Here is a 26,384-nt window from a genome sequence, read left to right as displayed (position 1 = left end):
ACACGCCCATGACTATAATCAATCCTTTTTTCATGATATAATATAGCAGAAGATTGCTTTTCTCCAGATAAATAAATTACCCTAAACAGATAAAGGTAATTTTATCATGATAAAGGAGTGGAAATGATGAACCAGAAACACTTGGAACAAATGGGAAACGGAAAAGGTTTTATCGCTGCACTTGACCAGAGCGGCGGCAGTACACCTAAAGCACTGGCACTGTATGGTGTTACAGAAGATCAATATTCCAACGAAGACGAAATGTTTGATCTGGTGCACGATATGCGCACGCGTATCATCACGGCGCCTGCTTTCGACAATAGTCACATAATCGGTGCCATCCTGTTTGAACAAACAATGGATCGTGAAATCGAGGGCATGTACACAGGCGATTATTTGGCTGAAAAGAAAGGCGTTGTGCCATTCCTGAAAGTGGATAAAGGACTTGCTGAAGAATCGAACGGCGTACAACTGATGAAGCCGATTGATGACCTCGACGATAAGCTCAAACGTGCGAATGAACGCCACATTTTTGGAACTAAAATGCGTTCCGTTATCAAAGAAGCCAACCCTGAAGGCATCAAGGAAGTTGTCGATCAGCAATTCGAAATCGGCAAGAAGATCATTGATGCAGGGCTCGTGCCGATTATTGAGCCGGAAGTCGACATCAATAGTTCTGAAAAAGAAAAATGCGAGGAACTGTTAAAGGCAGAAATTCAAAGCCACCTCGATAAATTGGGACAAGACGAACATGTCATGCTGAAGCTGACCATCCCGACCGTTCCAAACATCTACAAAGAACTGATTGAGCATCCTCAAGTCGTCCGTGTTGTGGCACTTTCAGGCGGTTACGCAACAGAGGAAGCGAACGAGAAACTGAAAGAAAATAACGAACTGATCGCCAGCTTCTCCCGGGCATTGACTCAGGATTTGAACGTTAATCAGTCAGATGAAGAGTTCAATAACGAGCTGAAGAAAGCCGTTGAAGGTATTTATCAGGCTTCTATTACGTGAGTCAAATAGTTAAATTCGAGTAGCAGGGGTGACTACTCCCCCCAACCTCTCAAGCCACCGCGTTACGGTTTCGTATGCGGTGGTTTCATTTAAGTCCAACGAATTCGTCTAATTTCGACTAAATCGACTCTTCATTCTCTGGTTGCTAGATGAATCAGTTAAGAACAGAACTACTGTCATCTAAGTTCCCTATTCTTTGGGCAAAGATTACCTCCCTAGTTCCTTTAGCTTCCGTATTACCCTAGACTCTCCTGTCTTTGGATAACCACTACTATTACTTAATAACTCGGCACTTGAACCCTATAGAATGTGTGCATGCCTGGCACACTAAAAAGAGTACAGTGTTTGCAACACTGCACTCTTAAATGGATGTTATACCCATCTTGTTGTCATAACTTTTTTACGTGTATAAAATTCAACACTGTCCTTTCCGTTTGCATGCAAATCACCATAGAAGGAATCCTTCCATCCCGAGAAAGGGAAAAATGCCATTGGCGCTGGTACACCAATATTAATCCCCAGCATGCCCGCGTCGATGTTTTCCCGAAATTGTCTTACACTACCGCCATCACGTGTAAATAAGCAAGATCCATTCGCAAACGGTGATTGGTTGGTAACATCGATAGCTTCGTCAAGATCCTTGACACGAACAATCGACAGCACCGGTGCAAAGATTTCTTCCTGCCAAATTTTCATTTCTGTCGTTACGTTATCAAAAATGGTCGGCCCTACGAAATAGCCTTTCTCTTGTGCGTTTCCATCTTCACGGCCATCACGGATTAACTTAGCACCCTCGTTTTCACCAGTTTCAATATAACCCAGGGTACGTTCTTTATGCTGTTCACGTATGACCGGTCCCAAAAAGACGTCTTCATCAAGTCCATTTCCAATATTAATCTCATTTGCTTTTTTGATGAGCTGATCAATAAATTCATCCGCTACAGATTCTTCCACTGCCACTACTGATGCCGCCATGCAGCGTTCACCCGCCGAGCCGAAAGCCGCATTCAAAATTTGAGTAGAAGCATTATCCATATTGGCGTCGTTCAAAACAATTGTATGGTTTTTGGCACCGGACAGTGCCTGAACTCGTTTCAGATTGTCTGTCCCGCGTTTATAGACATGCTCAGCTACGGGCTGCGATCCAACAAATGAAATCGCGGCAACTTTATCGTGGTCCAGAAGGCCATTCACAACATCATGGGCGCCATGTACAATGTTAAAGACACCTTCAGGAAGGCCTGCCTCTTCCAAAAGTTCTGCCAAACGATTTGCTAGCAACGGAGTACGCTCAGATGGCTTCATAATAAACGTATTACCTGTCGCGATTGCCATTGGAAACATCCAACAAGGTACCATCATTGGAAAATTGAACGGGGTAATACCACCGACAACACCGATAGGATAACGATATACACCAGATTCAAGTCCCGATGCGATGGAAGATAGTTGATCGCCCATCATTAAATTCGGCGCACCGGCAGCGAATTCAACATTTTCAATCCCGCGCTGTACTTCCCCTTTGGCTTCCTTTAAGTTTTTACCGTTTTCAATCGTAATAAGTTCAGCCAATTCATCCCAGTGGTCAACCAACAGCTGTTGGTATTTGAATAAAATGCGTGCACGCTTCGGTACAGCGAGTTCTTTCCAGTCCTGAAATGCCTCATGTGCCACCTCTACAGCATGGTCCACATCTTCATTGGATGAAATCGGAACTTCAGCAATAACCTCGCCTGTCGCCGGATTAATGACCGATTCCGTCTTATCGCTTTTTGCTTCAATCCATTTGCCGCCTATATAGTTTTTTAATTGCTCTGATTTTGTTTGTGGTTGTGTCATTTTTGAAACCTCCTTAACTATATTAATGAGTTGTCAATTCCATATCATTTAATAATAAACTTGGATCCTTATATGGGATCTTATGTGCTTCTGCAACTGCCTTATAGGTTATAAATCCTTGCATTGTATTGATTCCCTTTTTGATTGACTCATTTTCTAAACTTGATTTAACATATCCTTTATTAGCAATTTCTAATGCATATGGCAGTGTTACGTTTGTTAAACCTGAAGATGCTGTTCTTGGTACCGCACCTGGCATATTGGCTACAGCATAATGAACGACTCCATGTTTTGTAAAAGTAGAATCGTCATGAGTCGTTACTTTATCACTAGTTTCAAATATCCCCCCTTGATCAATAGCCACGTCAACAATAACCGAATTCTCTTGCATTTTCTTAACGGTTTCTTCCCGTACAAGTTTTGGTGCTTTTGTACCAGGAATTAATACTGCACCAATAACAAGGTCAGATTGTGCCACAGATTCCGCTATATTAAGAGGATTTGACATAAGTGTGTTTACTTGATCCCCAAACAAATTTTCTAATTCTCGCAATCTATTAGGGTCGAGATCAAGAACAGTCACATTAGCACCTAAGCCAACTGCAATTCGAGCAGCATTTTCTCCTACAACACCTCCTCCAATAATCGTTACCCTACCTGGCATCACTCCTGGAATACCACTTAACAGAACCCCTTTGCCACCCTTGGGTTTCTCCAATAATTGGGCGCCAATTTGAGCTGCTATTCGACCAGCCACTTGACTCATTGGTGCAAGTAACGGTAGCGATCCATCTTTTTCTTGAATTGTTTCATATGCAATACTAATAACCTTTGAATCTGTTAATTTCTTAGCCAGATCTGGTTCTGCAGCTAAATGTAGATATGTGAGTAAAATAAGACCTTCATAAAAATAAGGATATTCCTGTGGAAGTGGTTCTTTAACTTTTATGACCATCCCCTGAGACCAGACTTCCTCAGGACCTTGTTCAAGGATGGCACCCATTTGTTTATATTCCTCATCTGAAAAGCCTGATCCAACCCCTGCCTGGCTTTCAATAACTACTTCATGTCCAGCTTTGACTAAAGCATCGACTCCTGAGGGTGAAACCGCCACCCGATTCTCATTATTTTTTATTTCTCGTGGTATTCCTATCTTCATTCCAAGCCCTCCATAATCCAGAAATATTCCAATAGAAATAAGGTTTATGAACCATTCTCCTTAAATACCTTTTTGATAATGGATACAATGAAATCTAAGTCTTCATCTGTACTGGAAAGAGGCGGACAAAGTGCCAGTATATTATTATATCCAGCTACGGTATCGCCGTTTTTTCCAATAATCAAACCATTTGCTTTACAATCTGCTATAATTTTTCCTACACGTTGTTCGGTTGCCGGTTCCTTCGTTGTTTTATCCTCTACCATTTCTATTCCCATGACAAACCCTTGATTACGGATATCCCCAACATATGGATGACTTTCCAGTTCCTTTAGTCCATCTCTTAGTTTTTCACCTAAAACAGCAGCCCTATTGGTTAAATTCTCCCGTTCCATTATTTCAATATTTTTTAAAGCAACAGCACATGCCGCTGGGTTACCGCCAAATGTATTTACATGGCGAAAGTGACTATTTTCTTCGGTATTATTGAAGGATTCGTATATATCCTTACGAACAGCCGTAACAGATAAGGGCAAATAAGCACTCGTTAACCCCTTTGCCATCGTAATTATATCTGGCTTTATATCGTAGTGCATGTGCCCAAACGTTCTTCCTGTTCTGCCAAATCCGCAAATCACTTCATCGATAATTAATAATACACCATGACGATTACAAATTTCCTGGACTTTCTCTACATATACTGGATGCGGTATCAATACACCCCCTCCAGTGATGACTGGTTCCATAATCACAGCAGCAATGGTCTCTTTCTGTTCCCATACAATTTTTTCCTCAATCTCATGAGCTCTTTGCAAATTATATTCTTCAATCGATTGGCCTTCAGGTCTCCGATAATTATCTGGAGGAGCAACATGTAAAAAACCGGAAGTGAGAGGTTCGTATTTATATTTACGAATTGATTGACCCGTAGCAGCTAATGCACCTAGGGAACCGCCATGATAAGCCCGATAACGTGATATAAATTTATATCGTAATGACTCGCCATTTTGCTGGTGATATTGTCTGGCTACCTTAAAAGCCACTTCATTAGCATCCGAACCACTATTGGAGTAAAAAATCATATACTCATCATTCAGCATTTCATTCAATTTTTCAGCGAGTTTTATGGCCGGTAAATGACTTTGTGACATTGATGTATAAGACATCTCTTTCAATTGGTCATATGCTGCTTGTGCAAGTTCTTCACGCCCATAACCAACATTCACACACCATAACCCAGACATACCATCAAGATACTTGTTCCCATTATGGTCTGTAATCCAGGAACCTTTTGCCTTTGTTGTAATCATTGGTTCTCTCTTAGAGTCATATTTGGACATATGATGCCAGATATTTCGCTGGTCCTTTTCCACCAGTGCCTGTGATGTTTCCTTTGAGGTTTTCATTTAAAAACTCCTTTCCGGAATAATTTATAGACGGCTGATAGTGACAGAACATTTTACAAACTGTCCAGGAGTCTATTCCATATACTGAATTCTCCCAATCACTCCCAAATTAAGATTTAATCAATTGACAGCGATTACAATTAATTTCATAATCATACTATAACTATTATTCCTAAAATTTTCATTTTACAATGTGTCAAATTAATCCCGTTTTGTTTTAACGGTCTGGAGGGCGGAATAATGAGCAGCTTTAACTTGACAATCAATGATGCGCTGAACAGTGATCTGTTTAAAAGTGCGCACGTTTTAGCAGGCGAAAAAGGATTAAGCAAAAACATAAAATGGACGCATATTATTGAAACAGACGATTTTGATGCCTTACTCAACGGAGGCGAACTGGTTCTCACAACAGGGACGCGACTCGACCTCGAGTCTTCATTTAATACTTATGAAAGGTTAATTAACAAAAATGTTGCTGGCATCTGTATTGAAATTGGGCCTCATTTTAGCATTCTCCCAACTAAAATTAAGCAGTTTGCAGATGAGCATAATTTTCCCATCATTGTGTTTGAAGAAGTTGTTAAATTTGTTGAGATCACACAACAATTACATACACATATTATTAACCAGCATCATAAAATGCTGTATGAAATTAGTGAGTTGACCCAAGCGTTCACAGAACTATCCCTCTCACCAAATGGGATACTAAAAATCCTGCAAAAATTACATGATCAATTTCAATCGTACGCATTGTTTATTACTGATGAAGCCAAAGCGTATTATTATCCTCCTGAAGGGAAGGCTTTTAATAAATTACTCGCTTCATATGTGCAAAATCATTGTACCGAAAAACTTTTTGAAAAAATAATTACCATTGACGATAAAAAGTTTGCGCTGACCCCTGTCAATGTTGTCGGCCAGATTTGGGGGTATTTATGTCTTCACGTAACTGAAGAATCTCCAAACGAGTTTTTATTTACTGTACTGGACAGAGCAGCCATATCAATAGCACAAATTTTATTAAGAAACAGGACCATTGAAGAACGAAAATTAAATGTAGAAGATGATTTGGTGCAAAATCTATTGCTTGGAAAACCATATAATCCTGATGAACTCAAAATGATAATGCCGTCATCGAAGAAACATTTACACTTCAGAGTATTTATTTGTCAGGCGGATACCGCATCTTCAGCCATTAATCATGATGAATGGGATGAAATAAAAGTGCATCGATCGATGACTATCCGATCATTATTTGAACGTTATGGTTTTTATCCAGCAGTTTCTGTAAAGAAAACTGAAATAGCCGTTATTAGTTTTTTTGATACCGACAAACATGACAAATTCGCTGCAAATCAATTCACTGAATTAATTTCGGAATGCCCGCAGATGCTGAACATTCAATCCCACAACACCGGAATCAGCGGCAGCCATCGGGATATCTCCAAGTTCATGCGTGCCTATAAGGAGGCCAATGAGGTGCTTCATCTGAGCAAATATCACGATTCAGACATTGCTCTTTACGAAAACATCGGAATATACCGGCTTCTTTTCCAACTGCAGGACAACCAATTATTCGAATCATATATTGACGATTATATTGGTCCATTGTTTAATCATGATAAGGAAATGAACGCAGAACTGCTGACGACACTTGAAACGTATTTGAAATTTAACGAATCAAAGAAAGAAACAGCAGAACGTTTATTCATTGTACGTCAGACGCTTTATCATCGCCTTGAAAAAATAGAAGAACTCCTGGGGAAAGATTACCTGGAACCAACCAACCGTTTGGCGATTGAAACAGCTATCAAGGCCTATCATTTATTAAAGGATTCCAAATCCAGGGACCTTACCCTTTTCTAAGGGAGTAGAATAACCAAACTCCACGTCTCAAAGTCAGCACGGAGTTTGGTTAAATTTATACGTTTTAAATCTATAAGGGATGATACTGACCAGTTACACCATCCACAATAAAATCCTGTCCATTCCCCTTTGTATTGTAAACAACCCAATAAGGCCTGTAGAACAATTGCCGTTTTTCGACCTGTACATGAGAAAAAGAAAACATCCTCATTTTTAATGATAACGATTGGAATATAAAACTTTCGGAAATAGGCAAACAATCTTCAAGCTCCTGATATTGGTGTAACCGCTGCTTTTCCGATATTTCGACTACTTCAAAATTCGGGTTATAATCCACTAGTGAGCCACTTCCACTTATAGCGTCCACCGCACAACCAACTTTCTCGTTCATCGGTAAAAAAAGTCTCTTAGCTTTTACATTATAGACGAAAAAGTAATAAGGATAATAGATAATTCTATCTGCCAGATACTTTACACCAGGCTGTAATTTCATGAGACTTGTTTCTATTTGTTTCTTTCCAAATTTAATTGATTGTGTTAAGACCTTTTCTCCCATGTCATTACCCCTCTAAATTCAGTCTAACTTCTGGCTGTCCAACTGTACGTCTATGTGCTTTATCAAGCGACGTTTTCTGTTGACTTTCCCTTGATTCCGATGGTCTTTCTACTAAGTCCTTCTGGGCTTCTTGTGTTTCAAGGAAACGGGAAATATTCTGCGCTTCAGGTGCTAAATCATCAAAAATCCCTTTTTCCAATTTTTTTGGGATTCTTTTATTCTGTTTCGCTAAGTCAAATGCATTTAAAATTGGGTCTGAAGGCGGTGTTCCAAATTTATTTCCAATCAGCATAGCAATCAAAGAAACCAGCACGCCGGCCAGGAACGGGTGTATCCCTGTCGCGTTTTGGAAGGTGAACATTTCCCACACAATGTTAGTTACTGAGCCACCAACCATGGCACACAACACACCGATTTTATTCGCATTTTTTGAATAAACTGAAGCAATGTAAGGAACCATAAAAGTGTTCCCCAATACACCAAATGCAAATATGACAAGTGCAAAGACGGTTGGCGGCTCGTATACAGCCACAACGATGCCAACAATGCCCCCAACTAAAATACACAATCTGGATACCAATAACTGTTGTTTATGGCTAGCATTTTTATTAATAAACCGGCTGTAAACATCACGTGAAAGTGTCGTCCCTGCTTGCATCAGCAAAGCATCACATGTAGACATAATGGCCGCCATAATAGCTGAAAGCAGAATCGCTGCTAATATACCCGGAAATACCATATAAACCATCTCCGGGATAACCATTTCCGGATCGGAAACAGTTGGCATAATTATAATAGCAGACAACCCTAATATATAAGGCGTGAATGTAAATAATTGATTGAATCCAGCTGACCAAAGAACGGCATTTTTTGTGGTGTCGCCGCCTTCCATCGACATATGTTTAACGGAAACGTGCGGGAGGCCCATATACCCGATAGCATAAATAAGCACCGCACCCAAGATGACACCCCATTGGCCATAATAGATTAAATCCTTGCCCCAAATGCTGAGATATGTAGGATCAATCTCGGCAAGCTGTGCATTCAATCCTGATAATCCGCCTACTTGAGGCAATACCATTACCCCGATAACACTTACACCAATCAACATGATAATCCCTTGCACAAAGCCACTGAAAGCAACGGCCAGAAATCCTCCGAGCACAGTATAAACAACTATAACGCCTATACCTATAACCAGAGCCAATTCATAAGAAAAACCTGACATCGCTTCCAATGCCTTTCCAGCAGCAATAAACTGTGCAAATGCATATGCAAACAGAAATATGATCGCTACAACTGCTCCATATACACGGACTGCTGTACTTTCAAACCTCTTTTCCAAATATTCCACTGGTGACAGAGCACCTAACAGCTGCGACATTCTTCTCATTCTTTTTCCCAATACCGACAAGTTCACAATCGATCCGCCAGCATCACCTATTGCATACCACAGTGCATGCCAGCCCTCTTGGAATGCTTGGGCCGGACCGCCCATAAACATGAAACCGCTCATAGAAGAACTTTGCATACTGATGGCTGTAACCGGCGCACCGATCTTTCGATTGCCCAGTAAATAGTGGTCCGCTGATGCTGACGCTTTTCTGGTAAAATATAATCCTATTCCCAGCATTGCTAGCAGATAAATGAAAAACACGATAATGTCTAAGTTCATTGACGATTTCTTCCTTTCCAGTGATTGGTTGTGTTATTCTTCTGTATCTCCAATTCTTTCATCCCGCCGCATTTTGAAATACATGACGAGAGCCAAGGTTACCCAAATAACTGGCCAAGGCAGCATTAATAGTGCGGTCTCCCAAGGTAAATTAAACATCGTTTCACCCCCTTGATCTAAAATTAAAAACAATCAAAGACTCTAAATTGTCAATTAGTTATATATTTCTTATTAAGCGCTTTCAGAGTGCTTTTCAACTATTTTGCTACTAGTTATTTTTATTGTGTTAAAGATTTGATGATACTAGACATAATGTTAATTTCTTATGGAGATTGTTAGACAGTGTGTAAGGAATGTGTACGGCAGACTGCTTACGTAAGACACATTTCATTTAAGAGCTGATCCAAAAGCAACTAAAAATATGTGAATAATAGTTTGTTAAAGCTCTTCTAGAAAAAAAGCATTGACTCCAAAAGAAGCCTTTCAGCTGTGCTTTGGGTCAGTGCTTAGTATATATCTCCAGCTATTTTTTCTTATAAACAAATTCTCCATCGACCATTGTCCATTCCACTTGTGCTTCAAACAGGTCATTTGTATCTCCATTAATTAAAGAACGATCAAAAAGTACCATATCAGCTAACTTTCCAGATTCAATACTTCCTTTTAATTGTTCTTCGAATGATGCATATGCACCGTTGATGGTATACATGCGGATAGCTTCAAGCAAAGATATTCTTTGATTTTTGCCTACCGGCTGTCCTGATTGTGATTTCCTTTTAATCGCTGTGTGTATTCCGCGCATTGGTGAGAAATCCGTTATTGGCGTATCTGATGCAATGGCCGCTGGAATATCTTTATCCAAATACTCTTTTAAAGGATACATATGTGCTGTACGTTCTCCATAATTTTCAATATAACCATCACCAAATTCATAATGAAATGCAGGGTTTGGGATAGGAACAACCTTTTGTTCTTTCATTCGTTCAATTAAATCAGGGGTCGCTATCCCCGCATGCTCTATGCGATGACGCACATCAGGTCTTGGATACAATTGATTTGCTTTTTCAATTGTATTAAGTAACATATCAATTGCTGCATCGCCTTGTGCATGAGCCGTAATTTGCCAACCTTTTTGATGGGCAGGTATAAGTAATTCATCAACTTCATCTTGCTCAAAATAGTGAACGCCAAAATTATTGGAATCACTTGTATAAGGTTCCCTTGTCCATATAGTCGGACCGCTGCTGCTGCCATCAAGAAATAATTTAACCGGGCCAATCTTGAATTTATTATCCCCTAACCCAGTAAATATACCTGATCCAACCATGTGCCTTACAATTTTCTCCGAGCCATTTAATGCACCAATCATTGCATAAACCCGTTGGTGAATAATGCCTCTATTACTATGATCCTGAAGCGCATGCAGATTTTCAAAACCATATCCTGTAGCCTCATGAATAGACGTAATACCCTTTTCTATAAACTTCTGAGAGGAAATTCTATGGGCTTGTTCCATTTCTTCCTCTGTAAAAGAGGCGACAGAGAACATGTTCATATGTGCATTTTCAATTAATAGACCAGTAAGTTCACCATTTTCCCCGCGTTCATACTCCCCTCCATCCGGATCCGGTGTGTCTTTGTCTACATTAGCCAGTTCATATGCAAAACTATTTACCACTGACATATGATTGCAAGTCCTACCAATAAATATGGGATGTTCGGAAGAGATATTATCAAGTTCTTCCTTGGTTGGAAAACGTTTATCCTGCATTTGTTGTTCATTAAATCCCGATGCTCTGACCCACTCACCCTTTGGCGTATTTTCTGCTCTTTCTCTTAATTTTTGTAACAAATCATCGATAGACGTTATATTATCATCTTTACATGATACAGAGAGCTGATTTGTTCCGAACATCGTGATATGAAGATGAGGATCAATAAAACCAGGCATTAAGGTACATCCATTCAAATCAAAAACTTCACTGTCCGCATCCTTCAGTTGTAAAATATCCTCTGTTCTGCCCGTCTTAATAATTTTATTATCTAATACAGCAACCGCTTCTTTAATTTCATTGTTATTATTCACAGATATAACTTCGCCATTGATGAACAGTAATTTCCTTCCCAACATTATCCCTCCATATCTTACCTATCAGGCATTTTATATTAATTTCATCCTTCCTCCATTGGAAGATATCTTTATATATCATACAAAAACGTTATTTTGAGTATTTCACAAGGCTTTCTCATCGTTCACTTCCTGTGTTTCTTCTTCATTATTTTTAAACATTTCAAGTGCTTTATCAAATCTTTCAACTACTTTCTCATTTCTTGGGGCAGTTGCTAAACTGACCGCTATAAACAGTATGGTATTAAGTGCAAGTCCCCACATTGCAGGATCAAGACCCAATGGGCTGTTCAGACCAGGAATGAAAGTTAAGATCACCATTATACCAACGCCACCAATTAATCCGGAGATTGCTCCACTGGCATTGGACCTTTTCCAGAAAAGAGCTCCTAATGTTGGTACAATGAGCTGTGCTGTCCCACCAAAAGCGACTAAACCTATCGCAACAAGAACTCCTGGAACAAATAGTGCCATGAAGTAAGCAACGATAGAGAAAATGAGGATGGCGTACCTCGAAACTTTTGTCAACCTTTTATCTGAAGCTTTAGGGTTTTTATATCTCTGATAAAAATCCTTTGTAATAACGGTTGAAACTGCATGAATTTGACTATTGGATGTAGACATTGCCGCCGCTGCTCCTCCAGCTAAAATCAATGCTCCCAAAGCCAATGGCATAAATTCCGTAACCATAATAGGTAAAACTTGGTCCGCATTTTCAATTCCAGGCATTTCCAGAACACCTGTCCAGCTTATTAAAACAGAGCCTAAATAAGTAACAGCTACGAGCGCTATTAAAAATGGCATTAAATTAAATAGTTGGCCATCCTTGACTGCGTACATACGCAACCAAAGTTGAGGTCCCATAAGAGCACCAAGTGCAGTAACAATACATAAAGAAATCCACGATGAAAATCCAGCTGCTCCATCTGGGCCAGGCAGGGTGAGGAACTCCGGATGCATACGCTGCATTTCACTAAACATAGAAATCGGGCCTCCAACTAAGTTAGATATATAGATGCCGCTTAAAAGTAAACCAAAGAACAAAATAGCACCATATATTATATCGGTCCAGGCTATCGCTCTAATACCTCCAACCCAAACATATACAATTATAACTGCGTAAAATAGAAATGCTGCCAACCAAAAAGGAATAACGCCTCCTGAAGTAACTTCTATCAGATAGGCACCCCCAGTTAATTGAATTTGTAAATAAGGGATTGTGAAAATAGTGACAACTGCTCCGACAATAATTCGAACTTTTTCACTATCGTAAAAGTCACCCATAAAATCAGAAGGCGTAACATAATCAAATTTCTTCCCCAGATACCATACTCTTTTTCCAACTATGTAATACAGATACCCAAAAAGAACGTTCCATGCAAAGGCTGTTAAATATACTGGACCTTCCGTATAAAAAGAGGCATTCGAACCTAAAAAAGCAAATGAACTCCACCATGTAGCTGCAACAGTAAAAAAAGCAGCAACAGAACCCATATTTCTGCCTTGGATAAAAAAGTCACTGCTCGAATTATTTGATCTGGCAGCTGCTATAAAGCCCACTACCAATGGAATAAATAAAAATAGAAAAATAATAAATACTCCGGCTGACATAAGTGTACCTCCCATTAAAAGATTAAACTATCGAATAGATTTTTTCTTTCCCCATTTTTTTATATAAGCGATCAGGAAAATAATTGTACAAAATAGCCACCAAAATAGTACCCAAAAAATTAAAAAAGGCAGTCCAAAAATCATTGGTTCAATATTGTTGGCTAGTAATACAATTGGTGTCTCTAACATAATCAAGCCAAAGATAACTGCTGCATGGAAAAAAACTGTACTTCTTTTATTTTTCATAGATTATCTCCTTTCGAAAAATTCATTATTAATATGTAATGGAACTAATAACTCGTCTGAAAATTTGTAAGCTAAAAATCCATTATTAAGCGCTTTCAAATTTGCTTTCTCTATTAGCTAATTATGAACATTTTGATCCACCTTATCATTAGACACATTGTTCAGAATATCATCTTATTATTAAACAACATGTTAATATCAATTGATTTGGCCGTAACTACAGTATTTCCTTCGTTGCTTGCCAACACTTCTTTTGCTGCTTTACAGGCAGCAAACAAGGAAATGGTAGATTTACGCTGGTACTATTATATTGAAATAGCGACAAAAGAAGCGACCGTGCAATTGCCTTGGAGATTGCTATTAAGGCATATTATATTTAGGAAGGTAGAATAAAGGAGTAGACACTTGGGTTCCGGTATGGTACCTGTACTAAAGGAGGACAGAATTCCCCTTAGTTTGGAGATAGTGCATAGTTATCTTTTACAAATGGTTGAAAGAAATTTAAGTGATCGATTTCTTTCAACCATTTGACATCTAGTCACAATGTAAAACTTTACTTTGTGGCTAGGCCCAAAACTGTTTGCAGCATAACATTAACCCCGTTTTCACAGTCTTCCCATGGTGTCAGTTCATCTTCCGCATGGCTTTTACCATTTACACTCGGTACAAATATCATGGCAGTTGGATTATAGGTTGAAATAAACTGTGCATCATGTCCAGCACCACTTACCATACGCTTATAGGAATATCCGATATTTTTAGCCGATTGTTCCAGTGAATTGACGATATGCTCATCAAACCATACTGTATTCCGGTCCCATTGTTTAGTTGTTTTCACGTTACATTTTTCCTTACCCGAAGATTCCGGGAGCCCTTGAATAATTTCCTCTACTTGCCTGATAGTGTTGGCATCTTGATGTCTTGCCTCCAAGGTAAACACAACTTTATTGGGTATGACGGTATGAATGTTTGGACTTACATTCATTCTGCCTATCGTATATACCAATTTATCATCCAATTTATTCATTTTCTCACGTATTTCAGTGATCAAGTTATTGGCAGCAAACAATGCATCTTGTCGTATTGGCATTGGCGTTGTACCTGCATGGTCGGAATCACCGTTTACCTCGATCTCATAGTTGACCATGCCAACGACGCCTTCAACGACACCAATCTGCAGTGATTCACTTTCTAATACAGGCCCCTGTTCAATGTGTAACTCTAAAAAAGCAGCTGCATCTTTTAAGCGATTCTCTTCTTTTCCTTCAAAACCACTGTTTTTAAGCGCTTCTCCAAATGTAACACCTTCCGAATCCGTTGACCGCAGCATGGCCGTTTTATCAAAATGTCCGGAAAGCACACCGGAAGACATCATTGCGGGTTCAAATCGTGCACCTTCTTCATTGGTAATATTAGCAACAACGATCGGTACTTGTGGCTTGATCCCATTTTCAACAATCGTTCGGACTACTTCCAGTCCCGTCAGTACACCGAGCACACCGTCAAAACGTCCTCCCTTTTTTACAGAATCCAAATGCGACCCGACAACTAATGGAGGCTGATCATTATTCGTTCCTGACAATGTTGCGTACATATTGGCCATATCATCCCACACGACCATCATCCCCAGCTTTTCACACTCGGATTGGAAATGCTTTCTGACTTTTAGGTCCATTTCAGATAATGCTAAACGGTTAACGCCATTGTTTTCGGTTCTGCCAAAATCGGCGAACTCTTCAACGGTATTTTTTAACCGCTCACCATTGATAAGTACCTTTTGTTTTTCCATTATTATTGCCTCCTATCCAATCTTTCTCTAATGGTTACTCTACCATTTGTTTTTGCTGCTTGATGTACAATGTTGTAAAATACTTGCGGCTATCCGGGTTGGTTAAGAGTATTGTTTTTTTATCAGACGTTGTTTTATTCTGAAATTCAACCACATCTCCATCAAGTGTCCCTCTTGAACCTGTCATGGTATATCCATTTTGCACCAATTCATCAATTTGAAGTTTTTCCGATAAAAAATCGTCATAGTTTGACAATGATATATTCCTCCTTCCGTTACCCTATCACTTCATCCTGATTATTTTCACTATCTTCATCAATCACCCAATCGCGTCCTACAGTAATTCCCAGATATCTCTCGTCATTTGGATCTTCTATTTCCGCCTGTGGAAATCTTTTGAAGTACCAATACTTAGCCAGCACATAGTAAATGGCTCCCGCTATAACAAAACCTACGATAAACGAATAATCCATGAGAAGAATGGCTACAATTCCGCCAATCACCCAGGCAATAAAACCAGCAATATTTACACCGCCGTGAAACTTAAACTGTCCCCCATGCTGGTACAGTTCCTGTACATTCACCCTTCGCTTCCGCAACACATAATAATCGACAACGAGAATCCCGCTTATTGCTGACAACACGGCCCCGAAAAATAACAGCGCCTGAGTCAATATTTCATAGACACTCCAAGGCTGAATAATCGTCCCAACAATGCCTACAACAAATACCGCAATTGCATTGGATGCTTTAGGTCCTAGCGTGTTTGAAAAAATAGCTGCAGCTGGTACAATATTTGCCGCAGTATTAGTAGACCACTGAGTCAGTACGATCATTAGGAGCAGTATAGCCAACATCCATCCGGAAGCTGTCTCCTGCAAGGCAATAACCGGGTTGGAGCTACCTGCTACCATAAAGGCTGCAGCACCAATCATAATCATAAATGTTTCCGTCAATGGCATAGCGATCAGGCTGCCAATCAAATTCGTTCTGTTACGTTTAAACCAATTTCTTTCATATTTGGGTGCTTTAAAAAAGCGTGATATTGTCGGGATATCGCAACCTAATGTTGCCCAAAAGCCCATATTGGCAAAAATCACAACCATAAACGCTGTAACTGCCGCGCCACCCGTAACCGGACTCGCTGCCCAAGCCCAGACATCGCCCCCTTGTTCAACGATATCTGTCGTCAAGGTATGATAGATGACTAAAGATAGAATAATAATGATTGGAGCGGCAAAGTCCGCAAATCGTTCTACCCATTTAATACCAGAAGCGGTATTGATTAGCTGTACAAGGGCAAACACGATATAACATAATAGCCAGTTATCAAACCCCGAGTTGATCGTATGGATGATTGAATTGATCGCAGTAGAACCAAAATACGTATTTATCCCAAACCAAAATGAAGCTGTTACTGCTCGTGCTACCGAGGGTATATGTGTACCAACTATGCCAAACGGAGCCCTCATATAGACTGGAAATGATAATCCATGCTCAACCCCGATATCTCCAACCAGGGAAATAAATATACCAACAGCAACACAACCTATCAAGGTTGCCAGTACTACCCAGGGTAAGGAAATACTCTGTACTCCAGAAGCTCCAATATCAAAGGTTGCTAAAAGTATGGCCATCCCAACCCACATTGCAAAAAATCCCATGATTCCTATCTTCCGCTGATTATAACCAATTGGAAGTAAATCTGGTGACTTTAGATACGAGTTGTTTTTATTGGGCTTTCCCATCGTTCGTCCCCTTTTAGTTTATTAAGGATTATGAAGCTGTTTGATTCTCAATCCATCAAACAGCTTCATCCTCGATTAATGACCTTAACTCAACAAAATCCTCCACCTTTTCTGTTTTCTTCCCTATTAAATTCCCCGGCCACTATTTATTATTCAGCATTTCTAAAGCGGACTCTCGATTGTTCCAGGACATTGGCGGTTCGGTCGGCTCCAAATCTACCATATCGATTGCCCCCTCAACCGGACAAACGATTGAGCAAAGGTTACATCCGACACATTCGTCTTCCCTGACCTCTAAATAATCATTTCCATTTTCATCTATCAGCATATCGATACACTGATGGGCTGTATCCTCACAAGCAATATGACACTTATTACAATTAATACAAATATCATTATTAATACGGGCAACCATTCGATGATTTAAATCCAGGTTGCTCCAGTCAGTATATTTTTCAACTGATTTGCCAACGAGTTCACTTACAGAAGCAATCCCTTTATCATCCAAGTAATTACTTAAACCCTCGGTCAAATCATCAATAATACTGAATCCATGATGCATGGCGGCTGTACATACCTGTACACCCCCGGACCCCATCAGCATAAATTCAACGGTATCCTGCCAAGTTGAAATACCACCTATTCCCGAAATCGGAATATTAATGTCCGGCTGCCGCGCACATTCTCCAATCATATTTAAGGCAATCGGTTTAACAGCCGGCCCGCAGTATCCGCCATGGGCGCCCTTTCCATTCACATTAGGTGTTGGGTTCCATGTATCGAGGTCCACGCCTATTAAACTATTGATAGTATTGATCATACTTACGGCATCAGCTCCACCGCGTTCTGCAGCTCTTGCCGTGGCGGTTATATCTGTAATGTTCGGTGTTAGTTTAGTAATGACTGGCACCTCAGCGACTTCCTTCGCATACAGTGTTGACTTTTCTACTAAGTCTGGATGCTGGCCTACCGCTGATCCCATTCCTCGTTCTGACATGCCATGCGGACAACCTAGATTTAATTCAAACCCATCTACCCCTACATCTTGAACCCGCTTGACAATTTCATGCCATTTATCCCGCTGTGGTTCCACCATTAATGAAGCAATAATGGGATGATCCGGAAAACGCTTCTTTGTTTCATAGATCTCTTTTAAGTTGTCCTCAATGGGACGATCGGAGACTAACTCAATGTTGTTAAAGCCTGCTACCCGCTGGCCATTAAAGTGATGCGCACCAAAACGCGAGGTAACATTCAACACCGGTTCACAAAGAGTTTTCCATACAGCTCCACCCCATCCAGCTTCAAATGCACGTTGCACTTGATAACCTGTATTTGTTGGTGGTGCAGATGCGAGCCAATAGGGGTTAGGGGACTCAATCCCTGCAAAGTTGATACTAATATCAGCCATATTCATCCTCCAATCATTCGTAGTCCCTTTTTACACATTACCTAATTCCGAAGCTTTAAATTGCTGATGTATGGCATAGGCTGTCTCTTTTCCCTGCTGTGCAGCAGATACCGCCATTGCTTCGCCAACACCTTTTTCAAAGACCACATCGCCTGCAGCATAGACTTTCGGTTGGGAAGTCAAGTATGTTTCATTGTCTACCTTTACAACACCATTATGATGTTCCAAGCCAAACTCATCGATTAATTGATGATGTCGCGTTTGACCAATCGCCTTGATGACAATATCCACATCCATTAAAAATTCGGATCCTTCTATTTCTACCGGTCGCATGCGTCCATCAGATCCTGCTTCTTTTAATTCCATGCGAACACATTCTATCTGTTTTACATGGTCATTACGGTCACCAATCAAACGCTTAGGTGCAATTAACCACCTGAACTCAACCCCGTCCTGTTTGGCAAATTCGTATTCAAAATCGTACGCTGACATTTCCGCTTCTGTCCGCCGATAGAGAATTTTAACATTATCGGCACCAAGCCTTACCGATGTCGTCGCACCATCGATCGCTGTATTTCCTGCCCCAATGACAGCAGCTCGCTTCCCAATAAATTCAGTCGAATAGTTTTCATTCTTTGTTTCTTCAACCAAATCAATCGCGTCGTAAACGCCTTCTAAATCTTCCCCATCAATACCTAACATCGGCACCTTTGACATTCCTGCAGTAAGTATGACGGAATCATAATCACTCACAAGGTCCGCTGCAAAAATATCTTTACCAACTTCGGCATTTGTACGAATCTCAACACCTAAGCTCTCAACCTGTTCCACCTCCCATAACGAAATGTCCTTTGGAAGCCGAAATGGAACAATACCATGGGTGTCTAATCCACCGGCTTCACCCTTAGATTCAAAAACCGTCACCTCATAACCCAGTCGTCCTAGCTCGCGAGCCGCCGATAAACCTGCTGGACCACTGCCAACAATCGCAATTCGCTTTCCGTTCTTCTTTCCAACTTTAAACATGACTTGTTCATTCTTAATTGACCAATCTGTTGCAAAGCGTTGTAAGTCACCAATCATAATCGGCTTAGTAGAATCATTAAGGACACATGCCCCTTCACATAATTCCTCTGTTGGACAAACACGCGCACAGCTTGCGCCGATGGGATTCTCTTCCATAATGGTTTTTGCCGAGCCTTTTAAATTTCCGGACGCAATCTTTTTAATAAAACTAGGGATATCAATCCCAGTTGGACAGGCCTTTATACAAGGTGCATCGTAACAATATAGGCAGCGGTTTGCCTCATCAAGTGCTTCTTGCGCATTATAACTTGGCTTCGACTCCGCAAAATTTTGGGCCAGATCTTCATCCGACAGTAAATTTTGTAGTAGATTTCCCAATAATAAGCCCCTCCTTTTCTTTATGATAGAAATTTAAATTATCATTTCCTTCGTATCGAATAATTAATAGCGTATAGGAAAAAACATTATCCAGGTTATTAACTCCGCGATTTATCCAACTCTGTGGTTTCTTTCGTATCATCAAAGCACAGGGCAAACGGTTCTCCGTGGATAAACCTTCCATCACCTTTTTCACCAATGAATTCTCCATCATTAACCATGAGTTTGCCGCGAAGGAATACTTTATCCACTTTCCCTTCCTGTTTATACCCCTCAAACGTACTATAGTCGACACCGTGCAGACTGTTCTCATTCGATATAATCGACGATTCATTAGGGTCATATAAAACAATATCCGCATCCATACCAACACCAATATGTCCCTTGCAATGATCTAATCCCATATTCTTTGCAGGTGTCGTTGCAAATAGGTCAACAAACTGCTGTCTGGAGAGCTTTCCAGTGTTTACTCCATATGTCCAAAGAATGCCTAGGCGATTTTCTACACCAGGTGCACCATTTGGGATATTGGTAAAGTCATCAACGCCCATATGTTTTTGTGAGGCCCAGTCAAATCCGCAATGGTCGGTACTGATAGCGTTCAGCCAGCCATTATCAACTGCTTGCCACAAGGCCTCCTGGTCCGTTTTAGTACGGAGTGCAGGCGACATCACATATTTAGCCCCTTCAAAATTAGGCTCAGCTAAATTATCTTCATCAAGCATCAGATATTGGACACATGTTTCGCCATAAACCGGGAGCCCTTCATTTTTGGCGTTCCGAATGGCTTTCATCACATTTTCGGCTGTGACATGAACAATGTAAACTGGGGCTTCAGCCATAGCTGCAAGATTAATTACACGCTGAGTCGCCTCCAGTTCCACTCTTGCTGGTCTTGATACTGCATGGTAATATGGATCAGTCTTACCTTCGGAGATCAGTTTCTTTTGAAGAAGATCGATAACATCGGCATTCTCACAATGAACCATGACCGTGACGCCGGCTTCCTTTGCTGCCTTTAATGCTTTGTAAAGGGCCTCATCATCACTGTGAAACGGCATTCCCTTATAAGCCATGAACAATTTTACAGTCGAAATTCCCCTATTAGGCAAATCCGCAATTTCCTCAAATGTTGTATCCACTGGGTCACATACGACAGCATGGTACGAATAATCTGCCATGGCCTGATGCGCAACTTCGTTCTTATCCATATCAAAAATGGTATCTGCCATCCCCTTGCCCTGTTCTTGATTCACAAATTCAACAACCGTTGTGGTTCCCCCAGCAACAGCAGCATTTGAGGTTTCAAATCCTCTTACGCGCTCGCCTTTAAACTCAAAGGAATAATGGACATGCTGATCTACCCCGCCAGGAAGAACATATTTCCCTTTCGCATCTACTATTTGGTCAGCCATCGAATCTAAATTTTCACCGACAGCAATTATTTTCTCGCCATCTATAAGTACATCCCCAACAAATTCGTCAACAGCTGTTACAATCATCCCGTTTCTAATTAATGTACGCATACGTTTCCTCCTCTGAATTGTGAATTTGGCACACTAAAGTACGACAATTATTTAATTTTCATCGTTCTTGCTAGCTAAAAATTAATTTCCATATTTATACCCACCCCATTTCACTATTAGATTCGCCTCATTGAATACGCTTTCATTTCTCCGAAATCATCTTATCACTCCAAAATGGATTGTTATTCCTTTGTTAAACTTTTATAATTATTGGGAATATTATATATCATTAATAATACGTGGTATAAAACTAAATTACACTTATCATACTGTAAAAAATATTGTTATTATTTTAGACATGTTGTTAAATCTAAAGTTGCTTCAATTCATTAGAAAACTTGGCTTATCGCCAAGCTTTTATGGCGAAAGCCTTAGTTGCCCTTATGCAGTAAGAAAATATTTATACTTTTTCTTAACTGCTAAAAAATATCCCGGAAATCACAATTTATGACTTCCAGGACCGACTTATTCTAATCAAACTTAATCGCCACATTCTTCACTTGCGTATAATTGTATAAAGCTATCCAGCCTTTTTCACGTCCAAAGCCGCTTTTCTTGTAACCGCCGAATGGCATTTGTATCCCACCGCCGGCACCGTAATTATTAATGAAAACCTGGCCTGAATCGATTCGGCTCATTAATAAATGCGCTTTATTAATGTCCTTTGTCCAAATGCCTGTCACAAGACCATAGTCAGTGCTGTTGGCAATGTCAATCGCTTCCTGCTCATTCTTAAAAGTAAACACCGACAGGACCGGGCCAAAGATTTCTTCTTGTGCAGCCTTGCTGTTGAGTGAGAGATTATCGATGATGGTTGGCTCCAGATAGCACGCATTCTCGTATTGTTCATACTTCACGCGTTTGCCGCCAGTCAGTACAGTTCCTTCCTGCTCAGCCAACGAAATAAATTCCAGAATCCGGTCAAATTGTTTTTGGTTTAATATCGGGCCAAGGTTGTGATCATCTATAGCTGGACCGACCGATAATGTTTTAAATTTATTAACCAACTTATCCAAGAATGTTTGCTTAAACGATTCTTCAATCAATAATCTTGATCCGGCAGAACATGTTTGCCCGGCATTCTGAATAATCGCTTTTACAACACCTTCGACCGCCTTATCAACATCACAATCCGAGAAAACGATGTTAGGCGATTTGCCGCCTAATTCAAGTGTCACAGGCACGACATTCGACGTGGCAGCATTCGCAACAGCTGTCCCTGTTCCAACCGAGCCTGTAAATGTTAAATGATTAATCAGCGGATGAGACGATAAAGCAGCGCCTGCTTCATACCCGTAACCCGTCACATGATTAAAGACACCTTCAGGCAAATCTGTCTGATCAAAGTATTCCGCTATTTTTGCGGCTGTCAGGGGCGTATCTTCTGCACTTTTTACGACGACCGTATTGCCCATCGCTATCGCTGCAGCCACGCTACGCGATAATATTTGAATGGGATAATTCCATGGTACAATATGGGCTGTCACACCAATTGGTTCACGGATCACATAATCGATGAGACCGTCCTCAATCGGGATTGTGTCGCCCATTACTTTATCTGCTGCACCTCCATAAAATTCAAAATATCTTATGGCAGCATCGATATCAGCATAGCCCTGTGTTAAGGGTTTGCCGACGTCCATTGTTTCCAGCCTTGCCAGCTCATCCCGATTTTCTTTAAGCTGCGCCACTACCTCGCACAGGATTCTCCCTCGCTCAAACGGTTTGACGCGTCGCCATTCTTCACTGACGAATGAATCTTTAGCAGCTCTTACCGCTTTATCAACATCATCATTCTTGCCACGAGGAATCGTTGTCATGACCTCTCCCGTGGACGGATTATTGACATTTATGGTTTCTTTGTCGTGACTGTCTTCCCATTTGCCGTTGATATACATGTTTAATGCTTCCATCAAACCACCACCTCAAGTTACTTAACTGCTGTCAAATGTTTCTGCCGCCATCAACGTGAAATACACTTCCGGTTACCATGCTGGCCTCATCAGATAATAAAAATTTAACTGAATTTGCGATATCCTGAGGCTCCAAAAGTCTTCCCATCGGCACGCTGTCCTTGAATACCGTGTCTTTCATTTTCTCAATGTCTGCACCCTTCTGAGCAAATTGACCAAGCATGTTTGTATCACTTGGACCGGGGTGAAGAAGATTCACGTTAATCTGGTTGTCTGACAGCTCTAATGCCAACGCCTTAGTAAACGATTCAACTGCTCCTTTTGAAGCAACATATGACTGCAGGCCGGGCCTAGGCCTGGTCACTGAAACAGAGCCGATGTTGACGATCGCACCGCCACCTTGTTCTTTCATATAACTGGCAGCTTCTCGACAGGTTAAAAATGTCATCGTTAAATTAATGTCAATAAGTTTGTACCATTCTTTCAAGTCCACTTGCTCAATCGGTGTTGAACTTTGAGCGATGCCAGCTGCATTGACAAGCCCGTGAATTCCTCCAAATGTTTCTTTTGCATTGCTGAAAACTGATTTCACTTTTTCTTCCTCAAGCAGATTACCTTCTATTCCAAGGAACCGGTCAACGCCCTCGAGTTCCTCAAGCGATGCGATATTCAAGTCACAGCCCACGACATTTGCGTTTTCCTTGAGGAGTGTTTCAACGACTGCTTTTCCCATTCCACCGCCAGCCCCGGCAACGACAATGGTTTTATCTTTAAAAGTCATGTTATTCCCACCTTGTTATCACGTAAAATTTTCATTAATTCATCTCCAGTTTCTTCGGTGCTGGCTGATCCACCAATATCCTTTGTTACTTTGGATTTGTCGGATAATAGTTTTTCAATGGCCTTTAAAATATGATCATGTAAATCTTTCCTTCCAATATGTTCGAGCAGCAGTGCAAGCGACCACACTTGGGCAATTGGATTCGCTAATCCTTTTCCAGCTATATCAGGGGCTGAGCCATGAACAGGTTCAAACATCGACGGAAATTCGCCACTCGGATTGATGTTTGCAGAAGGGGAAATTCCGAGTCCCCCTGCCACTGAGGAACCTAGGTCTGACAAAATATCTCCGAATAAATTTGAAGCCAATACCACTTGGAATTCCTCGGGCTGTTGCACAAACTTTGCCGCTAACGCATCAACATAAACTTTTTCATATTCTATATCGCTATGAGATTCAGCTATTTCCCCGACTTCTTTATCCCAAAACTTCATCGTATGAGTAATCGCATTGGATTTTGTCGCGCTGGTCACCTTTCTGTAATCATGTCTACGGGCATAGTCAAAGGCGAACTCAGCAATATTTTTTATCCCCTGCTTCGTGAAGATTGAATTTTGAATCGCCATCTCCTTGTCCTGCCCCTGAAACATCAAACCGCCCGAATCAGAATACTCGCCCTCCGAGTTCTCACGCATAATGACAAAATCAATCTTCTCGCTTTGTGAACTGCTCAGCGGACTTTCTACGCCTTTTAACTGCTTAACTGGACGGAAATTAACATATTGCTGAAATGTTTTTCGAATAGGCATGATTAATTCCCATACCGGAATATCGTCCGGGACCCGATTATCACCAACTGCCCCGAGTAAAATAGCATCATAGTTTTTCAGTTTTTCAAGACCATTGTCCGGCAGCATGCGATTATTCTCGATATAGTAATCACTGCCCCAATCGAATACATCATACGCAACATTTAAATAGTAGTCAGATTCCAGCACGTTTAATACTTTAATAGCTTCTTTCATAACTTCTTTTCCGATTCCATCCCCTGGAATGATCGCAATTTTACTTACCACGGTTCTTACCATCCTCATTTAAAAAGTTTAAAGCGGCTTGACGATAGATTTCCGTCGTCTCGCCCAGTTCATTAATGTCGACATATTCGTTAATGTGATGCGGTACTTCTCTGTCACCCGCCCCTATTGTGACAATCGACACGCCATGAATATGCAGGAAGGTGCCGTCTGTCGCACCGGGAACCCCATTATATTCCGGTTCTTTATCCAACGTGGTCTTCACTGCATCATGAACAGCCTCCACAACCGGGTTTGCCTGATCCGTTTCTGTGGCAGGGCGGTTTTCAATAATCTTATACGTAACATTAAAATCTTCATCTTCTTTTTCCAACTTCTTGAAAATAGCTTCAATTTTTTGGATTAATCTATCATGGTCCTGAGAAGGGATCGTTCTGATATCTAATGTTGTCATGGCCTTTTCCGGAATGACATTAATCTGTGCATCACCTTTTACAGGTGCTTTTACAATCGTTGGCGTTATGCTTGGCCATTTTAAATAAGGATGTTCGCCATGTGTCTCTTGTTCTTCCTTCTCCAATGCTTCAAGCGCAGTGATTATTTTAGCCATACGCCAATTCGGATTGATGCCGCTCCAGGAAATGGCGCCATGAGCCATCTTTCCATTAACAGTGATTTGAATTCTCAGTGCCCCGCGCTGTGCGACACAAATCTGATTTTCTTCCGGTTCACAAATGATTGCACCGTCAACATCATCCGCCCAGCCCTGCTCGATGAAATGTTTGATGCCGATCATCATGCTTTCTTCATCGACCGGAATACACAAGATAATTTTACCGCTGAATGCTTCTTTATCTTCCAGAATTGAACGGACAGCTGTAATCATACAGGCCAAATTACCCTTCGTATCATTTGTGCCTCTACCGTACATCAGACCGTCCACTATCTCCGCTCCAAACGGATCATATTGCCAGCTTTCCCGATCGCCTTCTGTCACAACGTCAGTATGACCCTCAAACAAAAGCGTTTTCCCTGGTTTGCCGGAATCAATAACACCAATAACGTTCGGTCTTCCTGGTTCAACTTCTTCAACATATACATCAATGCCTAAGTCACGCAAATAATCGGCTACAAACTTGGCTACTTTTTCTTCATTGCCATCCGATTCTTCCGGGCGATAGACACTCGGTATTTGAACTAGCTGCTGCGTCAGTGAGACAGCCCTCTCGTAATCCCTTTTAAGTCTGTCTGTTTTAGTCAAATTCATGCATTACCACT

21 protein-coding genes are annotated in these 26,384 nt (G+C 40.8%); 2 read left to right on the top strand and 19 right to left on the bottom strand.

What is annotated here, in order from left to right; all coding sequences use genetic code 11:
- Positions 1–126 precede the first annotated feature (126 nt).
- Positions 127–1,014, top strand: a complete 888-nt coding sequence (locus ON01_RS15280; protein WP_010531949.1) for a fructose bisphosphate aldolase — start codon at positions 127–129, stop codon at positions 1,012–1,014.
- 372 nt (positions 1,015–1,386) lie between these two features.
- Here the strand turns inward: ON01_RS15280 and ON01_RS15275 are convergent, their stop codons facing one another.
- The 3 genes from ON01_RS15275 to ON01_RS15265 are packed head-to-tail and all read right to left on the bottom strand — an operon-like array spanning position 1,387 to position 5,418.
- Complete coding sequence (locus tag ON01_RS15275) at positions 1,387–2,853, bottom strand: CoA-acylating methylmalonate-semialdehyde dehydrogenase (RefSeq protein WP_010531948.1); 1,467 nt, start codon at positions 2,851–2,853, stop codon at positions 1,387–1,389.
- Positions 2,854–2,875: 22 nt separating this feature from the next.
- Positions 2,876–4,012 (bottom strand): alanine dehydrogenase, encoded by a 1,137-nt coding sequence (gene ald, locus ON01_RS15270; protein ID WP_010531947.1) that lies wholly within the window; start codon positions 4,010–4,012, stop codon positions 2,876–2,878.
- A gap of 44 nt (positions 4,013–4,056) precedes the next feature.
- Entirely contained in the window at positions 4,057–5,418 is a 1,362-nt protein-coding gene (locus ON01_RS15265) for an aspartate aminotransferase family protein (protein ID WP_010531946.1), read from the bottom strand.
- A 240-nt stretch (positions 5,419–5,658) separates the two neighbouring features.
- Here ON01_RS15265 and ON01_RS15260 point away from each other — a divergent pair, with 240 nt between their 5' ends.
- Positions 5,659–7,284, top strand: coding sequence for a PucR family transcriptional regulator (locus ON01_RS15260; RefSeq protein WP_010531945.1), 1,626 nt, complete (start codon positions 5,659–5,661; stop codon positions 7,282–7,284).
- A gap of 70 nt (positions 7,285–7,354) precedes the next feature.
- Here ON01_RS15260 and ON01_RS15255 read toward each other — a convergent pair whose 3' ends face one another.
- The 16 genes from ON01_RS15255 to ON01_RS15185 all read right to left on the bottom strand — a co-directional run bounded on the left by ON01_RS15255 (position 7,355) and on the right by ON01_RS15185 (position 26,373).
- Positions 7,355–7,840 carry a hypothetical protein gene (locus tag ON01_RS15255; protein WP_010531944.1) on the bottom strand — a complete coding sequence of 162 codons (486 nt, stop codon included), beginning with the start codon at positions 7,838–7,840 and terminating at the stop codon, positions 7,355–7,357.
- A gap of 4 nt (positions 7,841–7,844) precedes the next feature.
- Positions 7,845–9,515: a sodium/proline symporter gene (locus ON01_RS15250; protein ID WP_010531943.1), complete on the bottom strand. Its 1,671-nt coding sequence runs from the start codon at positions 9,513–9,515 to the stop codon at positions 7,845–7,847.
- Between the two features lie 33 nt (positions 9,516–9,548).
- Positions 9,549–9,674: a hypothetical protein gene (locus tag ON01_RS20110; protein ID WP_280990994.1), complete on the bottom strand. Its 126-nt coding sequence runs from the start codon at positions 9,672–9,674 to the stop codon at positions 9,549–9,551.
- 364 nt (positions 9,675–10,038) lie between these two features.
- Complete coding sequence (locus tag ON01_RS15245) at positions 10,039–11,643, bottom strand: amidohydrolase (RefSeq protein WP_010531942.1); 1,605 nt, start codon at positions 11,641–11,643, stop codon at positions 10,039–10,041.
- 105 nt (positions 11,644–11,748) lie between these two features.
- A complete protein-coding gene (locus ON01_RS15240) occupies positions 11,749–13,254 on the bottom strand; it encodes a sodium:solute symporter family protein (RefSeq protein WP_010531941.1) in 1,506 nt (501 codons plus the stop codon).
- 27 nt (positions 13,255–13,281) lie between these two features.
- A complete protein-coding gene (locus ON01_RS15235) occupies positions 13,282–13,500 on the bottom strand; it encodes a hypothetical protein (RefSeq protein WP_010531940.1) in 219 nt (72 codons plus the stop codon).
- A 553-nt stretch (positions 13,501–14,053) separates the two neighbouring features.
- A complete protein-coding gene (locus ON01_RS15230; protein ID WP_010531939.1) occupies positions 14,054–15,289 on the bottom strand; it encodes a Zn-dependent hydrolase in 1,236 nt (411 codons plus the stop codon).
- Between the two features lie 34 nt (positions 15,290–15,323).
- Complete coding sequence (locus tag ON01_RS15225) at positions 15,324–15,545, bottom strand: hypothetical protein (RefSeq protein WP_010531938.1); 222 nt, start codon at positions 15,543–15,545, stop codon at positions 15,324–15,326.
- 19 nt (positions 15,546–15,564) lie between these two features.
- Complete coding sequence (locus ON01_RS15220; protein ID WP_010531937.1) at positions 15,565–17,037, bottom strand: NCS1 family transporter; 1,473 nt, start codon at positions 17,035–17,037, stop codon at positions 15,565–15,567.
- 142 nt (positions 17,038–17,179) lie between these two features.
- Positions 17,180–18,448, bottom strand: coding sequence for an NAD-dependent dihydropyrimidine dehydrogenase subunit PreA (gene preA / locus ON01_RS15215; RefSeq protein ID WP_010531936.1), 1,269 nt, complete (start codon positions 18,446–18,448; stop codon positions 17,180–17,182).
- 30 nt (positions 18,449–18,478) lie between these two features.
- Entirely contained in the window at positions 18,479–19,852 is a 1,374-nt protein-coding gene (locus ON01_RS15210) for an NAD(P)-dependent oxidoreductase (RefSeq protein ID WP_010531935.1), read from the bottom strand.
- 98 nt (positions 19,853–19,950) lie between these two features.
- Complete coding sequence (hydA, locus tag ON01_RS15205; protein WP_010531934.1) at positions 19,951–21,378, bottom strand: dihydropyrimidinase; 1,428 nt, start codon at positions 21,376–21,378, stop codon at positions 19,951–19,953.
- Between the two features lie 470 nt (positions 21,379–21,848).
- The gene (locus ON01_RS15200; protein WP_010531933.1) at positions 21,849–23,291 is read right to left on the bottom strand and encodes an aldehyde dehydrogenase family protein; all 1,443 of its coding nucleotides are present in this window, start codon (positions 23,289–23,291) and stop codon (positions 21,849–21,851) included.
- A 31-nt stretch (positions 23,292–23,322) separates the two neighbouring features.
- Positions 23,323–24,072 (bottom strand): SDR family NAD(P)-dependent oxidoreductase, encoded by a 750-nt coding sequence (locus ON01_RS15195; RefSeq protein WP_010531932.1) that lies wholly within the window; start codon positions 24,070–24,072, stop codon positions 23,323–23,325.
- A complete protein-coding gene (locus ON01_RS15190) occupies positions 24,069–25,160 on the bottom strand; it encodes an isocitrate/isopropylmalate dehydrogenase family protein (protein ID WP_138919810.1) in 1,092 nt (363 codons plus the stop codon). The genes ON01_RS15195 and ON01_RS15190 overlap by 4 nt, the downstream gene beginning before the upstream one ends.
- A complete protein-coding gene (locus tag ON01_RS15185; RefSeq protein WP_010531930.1) occupies positions 25,138–26,373 on the bottom strand; it encodes a M20 family metallopeptidase in 1,236 nt (411 codons plus the stop codon). The genes ON01_RS15190 and ON01_RS15185 overlap by 23 nt, the downstream gene beginning before the upstream one ends.
- Positions 26,374–26,384 lie beyond the last annotated feature (11 nt).

The organism is Lentibacillus jeotgali (assembly GCF_000224785.1).
Classification (GTDB): Bacteria; Bacillota; Bacilli; order Bacillales; family Amphibacillaceae; genus Lentibacillus; species Lentibacillus jeotgali.
This window is presented reverse-complemented; position numbering and strand designations above follow the sequence as displayed.